Raw genomic sequence first — 11,041 nt, 5'->3', positions numbered from 1 at the left:
GGCCGTCCACACCGTCCCCCAGATCCGGGGCAGCCGCAGCCCGACGGCGAGCGCCGCGAACTGGTCGTCTGCGACGGCGCGAAACGCCAGGCCGACGCGGGTCCAATAGAAGAATGCGCTCAAGCCGGCGACCATCGCCGCGGCAATGCCTGCAGCAAGAAGATCGAACGAGGATATCAGGATACGGCCGACCTCGAACGGCGTGTCGTCGATGCCGAGATCGAGCCCGTGCACCTGCGTGCCCCACACCAACTGGGCAGCGCCTTCAATGATGTAAGACAGGCCAAGCGTGGCCATGAACAGCGTCATCGGCGAGCGATTGACCAGCGGCCTCAGCACAGTTCGCTCGATGGTGAAGCCCAGCGCAACCATGATCGCGAGGGTAATGAGCAGCGAAAGCGCAAACGCGATGCCGCAAGCTGCTCCTCATTCTCAATGCAAAAGCACGCGAAGCGCGCAAAGAGTTCGCAAATGCAACTTGACACCCAGATAGTCGCTCATCTCGATGTGGTTCGGCGGAGGCGAGGCCGGCAAAGTCGTCTTCATCGCGCTGGCGGCTTTCCAACCGACCTTGATCAACACTTGGCAGGGCGCCCGCCGATACCTGGTGCGATGTTGAGCAGAAGCTCGGCCCCCACCGTCGCGGTCCAGGCGTAGATCAGCGCGGCATGAAGGCCGGTGAAGATTTGCGGCAGCGCACCCGGAATGGCGATGATCAGGGCGAAGTCAAACCAGCCGAAGGTCAGCACGTCGGCAAGCTCGCGATAGCCACGCGGGATGCCGGACAGGCCCAGCAAAGCCGTTCAGACCGACGAGATCGAGCATTTTCTCCGCCTCGAGTCGCGTTTATAATCCCGGATAAGCGCCTTGCCGGTGTCGGCCTCGCCGGCGGCGAAGGTTTCAACCGCCTCACCGAGCAGCGCTGCCCGGAACGCTGGATCACGCTCGGCGCGCGCCTTCACGGTCTCCTTGAAACTGCGCGAGAGTGCCATTGCTCTCACGCCTTCGCCTTCTTGCGGCGCTTGTAGTCCGCCCAACGGTCATGAGCCTGAGGCAACGAGGCGTGGTAGGATAGGAGCAAACCGGAAATGCTGAGTGAATCGCGCGTATTCGTTGTGTTTCTATGGCGCGCGTGAGCGTCCAGGAAAGCGTTGCTCGCCGCATAGCTCGCCTGACCTGTCAATCGCGCGAACTGGCCGGAGGAAGAGAATTGTATGAAGAAGTCGAGCGAACCAGGAGGGAACGCTTGATGCAGCAACAGGCCGCCAGTGACCTTCGGCGCCATAACGCGCCTCATCGCGTCGCGCTGGACCGATCATCCCGCCTTCGAAGACGCCGGCAGCATGAACGATACCCCGGATGGCAGGAATGCCGAGCGTCGTGGCGGATAGTTTCTCCGTGATCTCCCGCTCGTCGCAAGGGGACCACTGTCACACCAAGGCGCTCCAGTTCGAGAATGCGTTCGACTGTCCGGCGAATGCTGGGATCTTGGTGGTCAGCCCAGGTCTCCCGGCCGGGCAGTCCCCGTCGCCCGGCGAGAACCAACCGTCGCGCGCCTCGTCCCGTTAGGTAATGGGCGGCTTCAAGGCCGAGCGCGCCCAGGCCACCTGTCACAATATAGCCTGCGTCGGCTTGGCATGCGCACGAGACGGCGTCCGTGCCGTCAGGCGCCGGAACGGCCGTGCCGGGCTTCAGGCGCAAGGAATTCACTCCATTTCCATCGAATGCTATGACGCGGCGGATCAGGCGGCGCTCGCCCAAGCCTCGATGTGGGGGATTTCTCGCATTGTAGCAGGCGAACGCCCGGACCTCGGGCACGGCCTCTATGACCTGCCCCTTCCGTCCGATATGCATGGACGGCGTAGGTCTCGGGTGCTGTTCCCACCACCGCCATCCGATCGATACGCGAAGGCATTCCCAAGACGTCGTCATCAGGCAGCAGCAACGGGACAATCGTGAGTGCGGCATTGAGCACCTCAGCCCAACTCCTGTCCGACGTCGCAACAGTAGGATCGTTGCTGAAGGACGCAACGATTTCGCCGTCGCCGCGGAGGAGTTGCTGCATCCGCCAGGGGAAACCGTATCCGCCGATGCCACGCTGTCGATACAGTGCCTCCACCCTCAGCCAATCCCAGTGTTCGGCGCAGCGTGCTTGGATGGATCGGAGGTCGACACCAGCTTCGAGCCCGACCGGCTCGCGGTCGGTCAGAGCACTGGTGTGCGTGGTCCACGACCAGCCCGCTACCTGGTCCTCCTCGTCGACCGCCTTCGTTGATATTTGCAGCCCCTCGTTCTGGAGGACAACCTGTAGATCCAACGGACTCGAAACAGGTACGGGAGATCTTGGTCCTCTGCGTGAACGAAATCAATTTGATGTTCGAGACCGCGTCGAACTGGCTGAAGGAATGGTTGGTGAAATTGCCACTTACGAGAGAGCCTGAATATCGCCCCGCCGTGTCCTGTCGCGGCAGTTGAGAAGGTCGACCAAGTCGTCGGCCTCTTCGATAGGCATGTCGATTAAGGGAACGCCCACCTCGACGACCGGCAGCCCCGTGAAGACGTCGATAATGTCCCACGTGCCTTCGGGCGTCTTCTCTATGTCGTAACGCTGGGCCATTGGGGGTTTGGGCGGGATATCTAGAGGTTACAGGCCATCCTTTGGGCTCCGAGAATGGCCTCCCGATTGGACTGATCTAGCGCCTCAATTTAGCGAAGCGAGCGGACTTGGCAATCCTGGGTCGACCGCCAGATTTCGCATGACGCTTAAGTAACATCGGCTGCGAATGCAAACCGTCTTGTTTCCGAAAGACTGACCCAGCGAAACGCGTTCCAGCAGATCTGAACAAAGCAGCCCGTCGAACAAAAAAGGCCGGGCTCGAATGCGGCCCGGCCGGCTGAAGGTCAAAGCCTTCAGAGGGGAACACCGTTTAGCGGAATGGGAGGAAAACCGCCGAACGATTTTGCCTTTCTGAGCTCATTTCACGGCTTTGGCGACGAATGACATTCCAAAGAAAGCGCGAAACGGGAAAGATTCGTGCTCCGACCGCAAACCTGAAGATCGGCACCGGCGTGCCACATCGGCATACGAACGCGGTCGGCTTTTCAGGCGACATGTCGGAACAACAGTGCCCCGACCACTTGCCGGTCCGCGGGCCTCGGCCGCCAATTCTTTCGGCAGGCTCAGAAGCGGCATGGTCGCACTCCCGCCGCGCTTAAGAAAAACGGAACGGAAGCCCCTGGACGCCGGCGTCGGCGTCACGACCCGATGCACGGCCGCGCGCAAAATAGCCATTCGACGCCAGTTCGAGCACTGCGCCGTTATTGACGACCAGCGTTCCGGGAATCGAGTCCACATGCCCTCACATCGCATTCTCGGGCGACTTCTTTCTTATGGTCAGGTCGCGCAAGCACGAGCTTCGAAGTTCCTCATCCTGCGACAGGCATTGGGTCATCGGCCCAATCTGTGATCTTGGCCAATTCTAAGTACGAATACGGAGTCTAAAGATTCCAAAGTTCATGAACCCGTTGTGATCTTCCAGGCCGGACGGCGGCTGTCGAGACTGCCTCGAAATTCATCACAAACCCAAGGGAGAAAGCCGGGGCAAAGTATCCCCTCGCCTGTCGCTGTGAAGAAGATGCAGGCAATGGTGTTTCAGCCGCATGAACTCGCCCGAGGCGATGATCTCGGTCATGCGCGGCCTCTCGAAAGGCACGGTGATTTCCTTGTGGATCCGGCCGGGCTGCGCCTGCATGACGATGATCCGATCGGCGAGCAGCAGGGCTTCGTCGATATCATGGGTGACGAATAGGATCGTCTTGCGGAATTGCTCCCAGATATCGAGCAGCAATTGCTGCATTCGAAGCCGCGTCAGCGCGTCGAGCGCTGCGAAGGGCTCGTCCATCAGCAGCAACCGTGGCTGATTGACGAGAACACGCGCGATCTCGACGCGTTGCTGCATGCCGCCGGACAGCTGGCCGGGATAGCGCCCAGCAAAGCCGTTCAGACCGACGAGATCGAGCATTTTCTCCGCCTCGAGACGCCGTTGCCCGCGCTTGACGCCGCGCATCTTGAGGCCGAAAGCGACATTGTCGCGCGCGTTCTTCCACGGAAACAGTGTGTGGTGCTGGAAAACGATACCGCGTTCCGGATGAGGGTCTTTTACGGGCTGTCCGTCGACCGAAAGGACGCCGGCAGCTGGCTTGATATGTCCCGCCAAGGCGCCGAGTAGGGTCGACTTCCCGCAGCCAGATGGCCCCAGAAGACAAACGAATTCGCCGGGAGAGACTTCGAAGCTTGCATCACTGACGGCTTCGAACGCACTGCTGCCGCGACCGAGCCGGATCGAAACACGATTGGCCTCGATACGACCCGTTGCCGGGCGAAAGCTGCGCTGATGGGTGTTCATCATTTGCTGTCCTTCGTGTGCCATGGAAGAAGTGCCGCCCCTGCCGCTCGCAAGAGGGCACTGCTTCCCATGCCGAACAGCCCGATCAGGATCATGCCGACGATGATTTCAGGATAGTTTTGCAGCGTGTAGGATTCCCAGGTGTAGTAACCGATACCGAACTGGCCGGCGATCATCTCGGCGGTAACGAGACAAAACCAGGACGTGCCCATGCCGATGACCAAGCCCGTGACGATGTTCGGCGCGGCGCCTGGAATAATGACTTCCAACAGCATCGCGGTCCGGGTGCTCCCCAGGCTGCGCGCGGAGGCGATCAACCTTGGATCGACGCTTTCCACGCCATGGACGGTGTTGAGCAGGATCGGAAACAATGCGCCCGTAAAGGTGATGAAAATCATCGAGAGTTCCGACGACGGAAACATCAGAACCGCAAGCGGAATCCAGGCGACGGCCGGGATCGGCCGCAGGAGTTCGATCGGGGCTTGCAGGAAATCCCCGAGCCACCGTGAGCGACCGATGACAAGGCCGAGACCGATGCCGATCACGGCGGCGATGCCAAAGCCGGCAAGAACCCTTTCCAGGCTGCTCGAGACATGGGCAAAGAACTTGGGCGAGCGCAGGAAATCCAACGCTGCCCACATGACATCCACGGGCAATGGCACATTCTCGAACGTGACAATGCCGAGATTCAGTCTGAGGCTCGATGCCATCTGCCAGAGAATGAGGCAGATGGCGAGGGATCCGGCCCGGCGCAACCAGCGCCCAAGGTGGAAACGCGTCATGGCCAGCCTCAGTTGGTAGCTATGACCGAGGCCTTGGCGGCAGCAAAATCCAACACCTTGCCACCATGATCCCTGGCCCATTGCTCGGCGTTTTCCTTCAGCAGGAAGGCGCTGACTTCGCCGCCGTCGGCATGCACGAACCAGGCCTGATTGCCGAGCAGCTTGATACCGCTTTCACGGTCCTGCGCATAAAACACCCGGACCGGCTTGCCCTCAGCTTCAATGGCCTTGAGCGCCTTGAATGCGTTCTGCGGCGACGCATAGTGTCGCACGAGCGGCTCACCCTGGACCCAGATCTCAGCAACGCGCTTGGGATCGCTGATCGCCTCACCGGTGGCAGCATCCTTGGCGTTCAAAGGCAGCTGGGCATAGTTCTTGAGCGCGGCATCATAGTCGAGCCCAGACGCCTTGAATGCGGCCTTTATGAACCGGTCGTCGACAAAGCTGTTCACGTCGAGCGACTGGTCGGTCTTTTTCAGGACCCTCAAAGTGTCGATCGCGGTGGCGACAGCCTGGCGGTATTCCGGCTTCCAGGTTAAATCACGGGTCTGAAGCCCAAGCGGTCCATGGAACAGGTAGTCGACCTCGGCATCGACGCCCGTCACCTTTGCGATCAGCTCACTGTATTTCTCCGGCTCCCTGGCGATCAACTGATCGGCCTCGATTGCGGCGCGAAGATAGGCAACAACGATCTCGGGATATTTTCCGGCATAGTTGGCATCGACCAGGGCACCGTGGAAAGTGGGCGTCTTTGCCTGCGATCCGTCATAGATCTTGCGGGCGAAGCCGCGCCAGGGGAAGAGTTCGGCAAAGGGGACAAAATCGGCATGCGCCTCGATCTGGTTGCCTGGAGGGCCGCGCCGGCAACTTCAGGCGCCTGGGTGATGATCTTCACGTCGCGTTCGGCGTCCCACCCCTGGGACTTGACCGCGCGCAGCAGCATGCCATGCGAGGTCGATGCGAATGGAACGGAGATGGTCTTGCCCTTGAGGTCCGAGAGCGACTGGATGGGCGAAGCGGTCGGCACCACAATGCCGTTGCCGCTGCCGTTCACGCTGCCGGACAGCACGGTGATGAACAGGCTCTTTCTTCCGGCCTTGATATGGGCGAGACCGTTGAACGAGCCGGGGAAATCCGCCATCACGCCGAAATCAAGCTTTCCGGCGATCTGCTCATTGGTGATCGGCGCGCCGCTCGTGAAGTTCTTCCACTGAATATCATAGGTGACGTCCTTATACTTGCCGTCGTGCGGCAGGTATTTGTCGAGCAGCTTCAACTCACGGATCAGCAATCCGCCGGTGGCGGTATTGATGGTGGTGTCCTGCGTGCCGATCGCCACGCGGATGGTTTCGGCATCCGCGGCAGACGCGAAGCCGGCCGCCACAAGGGCAAGGACAAGGGCAGCCAAATGTGTCCGAAAATTCATGGTCCTACCTCGTGATTTGATGCCGGCATACGGCGGCTGGATTTGCCGGCGCAGTGGCGATTGCCAACCGCTGTCCCGCAAATTTATGTGCCGATCGGCTGAAGGCATAAGCAATTACTTGCACGATTTCGGAGCCGGTCTTGGACCGCGGGCATCCGGCCGGTTTTGGCACGGATTAAAATCGTCGTTCTAAAACAAGTGGTTAGATGCGCCGTTCGAAATAAGGGCACAAGAATCATCTACGTCAGGCGTGAACGGCGCAACTATATTCCTTTTTTGTCTATAGAATTTATATACTTTTTACGCGTTTTCAGGACGCGCAAGGAGCCGGATATGAGCCTCGAAATGCTTTCGATCGATTTCGAAGCTGAGCGTAAAAAACATGAGCCGGCGCTCGAACTGCCCGAGCAGGTCGTTCTTCCCGGCGATCGTGCGCTTTTTCTCAGCGAAAGCGTGGAAGGGCTCGACGACGGCGCGCATTTTCTAGACGCCTTGACATCAGACGAGTGGGCGAAACTTGGGGCGCACGGCCGACGTCTCGCTTTTGCGACCGGTCAGGCGATCTTCACCCAGGGCGATACGCACGGTGGCATTTTCATCATCGAAAGCGGCAAGGTTCACGTCTTTTACACGGCACCGTCAGGACGCGAAATCACCCTCGCCTACTGGACAGCGGGGCATTTCATTGGCGGTCCCGAAATGACCGGCGGTGGAATCCATATCTGGTCTGGAGAAGCATTGAGTGAATGCCGGATGCTGTTCATACCGGCCAATGCGTTGAAGAAGCTCGTCGTCGAGCTTCCGAATTTCGCGCTCTGTCTTCTCCAGGGGCTTGCAGCGAAGGGCAGATGCTATTCGGCGATGGCTCAGATGCTCGGCACGCGTTCGGTGATCGAACGTCTGGCGCAATTCCTGATGAATCTCGGCAACCTTCATGGCGTCCGCGATGGACGGGCAATCGTCATCAATGCCAAGGTGACTCATGACCAGATTGCGGCCATGGTCGGCTCAACACGCCAATGGGTGACGATGATGATGAAGCGCTTCCAAAAGGAAGGGCTGGTAACGGTGACGCCGCGCCATATCCGCATCGAACGCCCGCACGCGCTGAAGGAAATGGTTTCGAAGCGCGCGGCCGGGTGAGGCCGCGTTTCGGCTTCCACTAACCGAGCCGCGTCAGCGCCCAGCGGACGGTCTTGCGTACGTCTGGATCGGCGTCGCCGATATGCGCCATGAGAGCATCCCGCGACGATGGATCGGCGATTTCACCGAGCGCCGCCGCGGCCTCCTTGCGGAGCGAGGCCATGTCGCTGGTCAACAGCTCGGAGATCTGCCGTACCGCCGATTGCGCCTTGAGCTTGGCAAGCGCATTCAGGCATTTTTGCCGAACCTGCCAGTATTCGTCGGAAAGGCCGGCGCTCAGTCCGTCGACGGCCGAGGTCTGGCCGATACGGCCGAGCGATTCGGCCGCCGCGGCCCGCACCTGCCAGTTCTCATCGTCGAGGGCAGCCGTCACGGCGGCCGCTGCGGCGGGCTGGCTTGTGAAGGACAAGGCGTTGACCGCAACCGACCGAACGGTGGCATCGGCATCGCGCGTCGCGGCGATGAGCGACGGCAACGTCTCTTCCAGCTTGAGATAGGCAACGACGCCGAGCGCCTGTGCGCGCACATTGGCATCCTCATCCCGCATCGCCGCCAGAGCGGGGCCGAGTGCGCCGCGCGAACGCAACGCTTTCAGCCCGCGAAAACCGGCAGCCCGGACGAAGGCGCGCCCATGACTGACGAGCGGCAGAATGGATTGCGCTGCCGCCGGATCCTTCAGTTCGGCAAGACTATCGGCTGCCGCCTGGGCCACCGTCAAATCCTGATCCGCCGCCAAACTGGCAAGGCCCGCAGCCGCCTCAACGCTGTCGAACTCGGACAGTGCAATCGCCAGCTGCAAACGCACGGTCGCGTCGGGGTCGGCAACTGCGGTCAGGAGATGCGGCAGCACATCCGCGCTCGCGGTCTCGGCAAGGTCGATCACGGCAAGCCGTCGCACGGCCGCGTCTGCATCGTTCAGTCGCTCGCCGATTTCCTCGATGTCGCCAAAATCTTCGAAGGGATCGAATGCAGTCATGTCAGCGCAACAGATAGGGGATGTTGACGGTTACAGCGCCGGTCGGGCAATCCTCCTCGCACGGCATGCAGTACCAGCACTCGTCGAATTTCATATAGGCTTTGCCAGTGAGCTCGCTGATGCGCAGGACATCGAGCGGGCAGACATCGACGCAGACCGTGCAGCCTTTGTCGGCGATGCATTTCGCCTCGTCCACGACGACGGGAACGGTTGTGGGTGAAAGCGCAAGCGGCATGGCTTCCTCGTCAGGCTTGATTGGAAACGCGCAGACGGTCATAGGCCGTCCGCTCGTCGTTCTCGATCGGAACGATGTAGGGTTGGATTGGCCGCTTCTCAGAAACCAGGCGGCCGTCGACCTTGCGGATAAGCGTATGGCAGAACCAGTTGTCGTCATCCTTTTTGGGATAATCGACGCGGTTGTGATAGAGCCCCCAGCGGCTCTCCGTGCGGAACAGCGAGGCATGGGCCGCCATGTCGGCGCAGTCGAGAATGGACGACACTTCGAGCGAACGCATCAGTTCATGTGCGTCGCGTGCGACAAGGGCGGTTTCGAGATCATCCCTGACCTCCGCAAGCCGCGCCTGGCCGATCTGCATCCTGGCCGTCACCTTGGGCGGCTGCAGATAGTCGTTGACCAGGCGTCGGGCCTTGTATTCCAGCTGGTTGGGCGGGATGCCGTCCTCGCGCCGCATCGGTGCCAACACCCGCTCGCGCTCCGCCCGGACAAACTCGCTGTCGAAATCCGGAAGGTTGGTTTCCAGCGCGACTTCGGCAGCGTGTTCGCCCGCGACAGCTCCATTGGTGAAGGCGCCGAGCATATAGTTGTGGGGCACGCTCGCCATGTCGCCCGCGGCGTAGAGGCCCGGCACCGTGGTCCGGGCGAATTCATCGACGAAAACGCCCGATGCGCTGTGACCCGAACAGAAGCCGATTTCGGAAATGTGCATTTCGATCATCTTTTCGCGGTAATCGGTGCCCCGCGCCTGATGGAACCTGCCGCGCGACGGGCGCTCGACCTTGTGCAGGATCTCTTCGATCTCGCCGACCGTGTCGGCATGAAGGTGGTTGAGCTTCAGGAACACTGGGCCCTTGCCCGACTGCAGTTCGTTGTAGAATTCCTGCATCATCTGTCCCGACCAGTAGTCGCTTTCGATGAAGCGATTGCCTTCACTGTTAGCGGTATAGGCTCCGAACGGACCGGCAACGTAAGCACAAGCCGGGCCGTTATAGTCCTTGATCAGCGGATTGATCTGATAGCATTCGAGATTCGCGAGTGCGGCACCCGCATGATAGGCCATGGCATACCCGTCACCGGAATTGGTCGGGTTCTCATAGGTTCCGAAGAGATAGCCGGAATGCGGCAATCCGAGCCGGCCCGCCGCGCCCATGCAGAGGATCGCGGTCTTGGCGCGCAGCACGAGGAATTCAGCCGTGCGCGTGTTCACCGCAATGGCGCCCGCGATCCTGCCGTCCTTGGCGGTCAACAGCCGCGTTGCATGAACCGGTTGGAGACCAATATCCTTTCGCGCTTGATCTGCCGGTAGAGCGCCTTCTTGACGGTATCGCCATTCGGCATCGGCAGCACATAGGTTCCGAGATGGTGGACCTTCTTCAGGTCGAAATCACCGTTGGCGTTCTTCTGGAAGCGGATGCCGAAACGGTCGAGTTCCTGGATGATGTCATAGCAGCGCGAGGCGTATTTGAAGACCGGCGCCTGGTCGACGATGCCGTCATTGGCGATGGTTATTTCCTTGGTGTATTGCTCGGGCGTCGCATATCCTGGAACGACGGCGTTGTTCAGCCCGTCCATGCCCATGCAGATAGCTCCGGAACGCTTCACATTGGCCTTCTCGAGCAGGACGACATTCAGCGCGGGATTTTTCTGCTTCGCCTTGAGCGCCGCCATCGGTCCGGCCGTGCCGCCGCCGATCACCAGCACATCGCAGGTGACTTCCGACAGTCCTTCGACAAAATTATCCATTCTCGTTCCTCAAGCCTGAGAATCGGCGATTTCGCGCAAATAGCTCCAGGGATAGATGCCCCGGTCGTGACCGTCGGAGAAAACCAGACGTATGGCATATGAACCGATCGCCTCTGCGCTCGTCACGGTGACGGTCTCGAACGAATGTTCGTCGCCCTCGATGTCTGCCCGGACCTGCGGTGCCGCCCGGCTGCGCGCTCGCAACATGGACGCCGGGATGAGCGAGACCGCACCGTCATCCCATGTAACGCAGAGATGGCTGCGCGCGGCGGTGACCTTGAGCTCAAGAGGTATCACGGCGGTTCCTGATGGTTCGCCCCCATCTTA

10 protein-coding genes and 4 pseudogenes are annotated in these 11,041 nt (G+C 60.4%); 1 reads left to right on the top strand and 13 read right to left on the bottom strand.

The features are described 5' to 3' along the window. The 9 genes and pseudogenes from NKI72_RS27510 to NKI72_RS27470 all read right to left on the bottom strand — a co-directional run. Positions 1-414 (bottom strand): annotated as a pseudogene (locus tag NKI72_RS27510) (ABC transporter permease subunit); the annotation flags it as partial. Positions 415-575: 161 nt separating this feature from the next. Next, the gene (locus NKI72_RS27505) at positions 576-797 is read right to left on the bottom strand and encodes an ABC transporter permease subunit (RefSeq protein WP_352773432.1); all 222 of its coding nucleotides are present in this window, start codon (positions 795-797) and stop codon (positions 576-578) included. Positions 798-848: 51 nt separating this feature from the next. Further along, positions 849-992, bottom strand: a pseudogene (locus NKI72_RS27500) (helix-turn-helix domain-containing transcriptional regulator); the annotation flags it as partial. A 5-nt stretch (positions 993-997) separates the two neighbouring features. Continuing rightward, entirely contained in the window at positions 998-1,297 is a 300-nt protein-coding gene (locus NKI72_RS27495; protein WP_352851435.1) for a KR domain-containing protein, read from the bottom strand. Next, complete coding sequence (locus NKI72_RS27490) at positions 1,294-1,854, bottom strand: KR domain-containing protein (RefSeq protein ID WP_352851433.1); 561 nt, start codon at positions 1,852-1,854, stop codon at positions 1,294-1,296. Before NKI72_RS27490 ends, NKI72_RS27495 begins: the two co-directional genes overlap by 4 nt. A 571-nt stretch (positions 1,855-2,425) precedes the next feature. Continuing rightward, positions 2,426-2,617 (bottom strand): hypothetical protein, encoded by a 192-nt coding sequence (locus tag NKI72_RS27485; protein WP_352508265.1) that lies wholly within the window; start codon positions 2,615-2,617, stop codon positions 2,426-2,428. A 958-nt stretch (positions 2,618-3,575) separates the two neighbouring features. Beyond that, positions 3,576-4,406 carry an ABC transporter ATP-binding protein gene (locus NKI72_RS27480; RefSeq protein WP_352851437.1) on the bottom strand — a complete coding sequence of 277 codons (831 nt, stop codon included), beginning with the start codon at positions 4,404-4,406 and terminating at the stop codon, positions 3,576-3,578. After that, complete coding sequence (locus tag NKI72_RS27475) at positions 4,406-5,188, bottom strand: ABC transporter permease (RefSeq protein WP_352851431.1); 783 nt, start codon at positions 5,186-5,188, stop codon at positions 4,406-4,408. Before NKI72_RS27475 ends, NKI72_RS27480 begins: the two co-directional genes overlap by 1 nt. Before the next feature lie 8 nt (positions 5,189-5,196). After that, positions 5,197-6,614, bottom strand: a pseudogene (locus NKI72_RS27470) (ABC transporter substrate-binding protein). A 345-nt stretch (positions 6,615-6,959) separates the two neighbouring features. Here NKI72_RS27470 and NKI72_RS27465 point away from each other — a divergent pair. After that, positions 6,960-7,757 carry a Crp/Fnr family transcriptional regulator gene (locus tag NKI72_RS27465; RefSeq protein WP_352851429.1) on the top strand — a complete coding sequence of 266 codons (798 nt, stop codon included), beginning with the start codon at positions 6,960-6,962 and terminating at the stop codon, positions 7,755-7,757. A gap of 19 nt (positions 7,758-7,776) precedes the next feature. Here the strand turns inward: NKI72_RS27465 and NKI72_RS27460 are convergent, their stop codons facing one another. The 4 genes and pseudogenes from NKI72_RS27460 to NKI72_RS27445 all read right to left on the bottom strand — a co-directional run bounded on the left by NKI72_RS27460 (position 7,777) and on the right by NKI72_RS27445 (position 11,011). Next, positions 7,777-8,733, bottom strand: coding sequence for a HEAT repeat domain-containing protein (locus tag NKI72_RS27460; protein WP_352851427.1), 957 nt, complete (start codon positions 8,731-8,733; stop codon positions 7,777-7,779). A gap of 1 nt (position 8,734) precedes the next feature. Further along, positions 8,735-8,968 carry a 4Fe-4S dicluster domain-containing protein gene (locus NKI72_RS27455; RefSeq protein WP_352851425.1) on the bottom strand — a complete coding sequence of 78 codons (234 nt, stop codon included), beginning with the start codon at positions 8,966-8,968 and terminating at the stop codon, positions 8,735-8,737. 10 nt (positions 8,969-8,978) lie between these two features. Continuing rightward, positions 8,979-10,714: pseudogene (locus tag NKI72_RS27450) on the bottom strand (fumarate reductase/succinate dehydrogenase flavoprotein subunit). Between the two features lie 9 nt (positions 10,715-10,723). Continuing rightward, positions 10,724-11,011 (bottom strand): gamma-butyrobetaine hydroxylase-like domain-containing protein, encoded by a 288-nt coding sequence (locus tag NKI72_RS27445; protein WP_352851423.1) that lies wholly within the window; start codon positions 11,009-11,011, stop codon positions 10,724-10,726. Between the last annotated feature and the right edge of the window lie 30 nt (positions 11,012-11,041).

Origin of the sequence: Mesorhizobium sp. M0437, assembly GCF_040321335.1 — a bacterium.
GTDB lineage: Bacteria > Pseudomonadota > Alphaproteobacteria > Rhizobiales > Rhizobiaceae > Mesorhizobium.
Note: the sequence above shows the minus strand (reverse complement) of the source record. Positions and strands in the feature narration are given on the sequence as shown.

Excerpts from the sequence above, each read along its gene's own strand:
- NKI72_RS27485 (WP_352508265.1), bottom strand. The coding sequence starts at position 2,617 with ATGGCCCAGCGTTACGACATAGAGAAGACGCCCGAAGGCACGTGGGAC.
- NKI72_RS27495 (WP_352851435.1), bottom strand. The coding sequence starts at position 1,297 with ATGAGGCGCGTTATGGCGCCGAAGGTCACTGGCGGCCTGTTGCTGCAT.
- NKI72_RS27460 (WP_352851427.1), bottom strand. The coding sequence starts at position 8,733 with ATGACTGCATTCGATCCCTTCGAAGATTTTGGCGACATCGAGGAAATC.
- NKI72_RS27455 (WP_352851425.1), bottom strand. The coding sequence starts at position 8,968 with ATGCCGCTTGCGCTTTCACCCACAACCGTTCCCGTCGTCGTGGACGAG.
- NKI72_RS27480 (WP_352851437.1), bottom strand. The coding sequence starts at position 4,406 with ATGAACACCCATCAGCGCAGCTTTCGCCCGGCAACGGGTCGTATCGAG.
- NKI72_RS27465 (WP_352851429.1), top strand. The coding sequence starts at position 6,960 with ATGCTTTCGATCGATTTCGAAGCTGAGCGTAAAAAACATGAGCCGGCG.
- NKI72_RS27475 (WP_352851431.1), bottom strand. The coding sequence starts at position 5,188 with ATGACGCGTTTCCACCTTGGGCGCTGGTTGCGCCGGGCCGGATCCCTC.
- NKI72_RS27490 (WP_352851433.1), bottom strand. The coding sequence starts at position 1,854 with ATGCATATCGGACGGAAGGGGCAGGTCATAGAGGCCGTGCCCGAGGTC.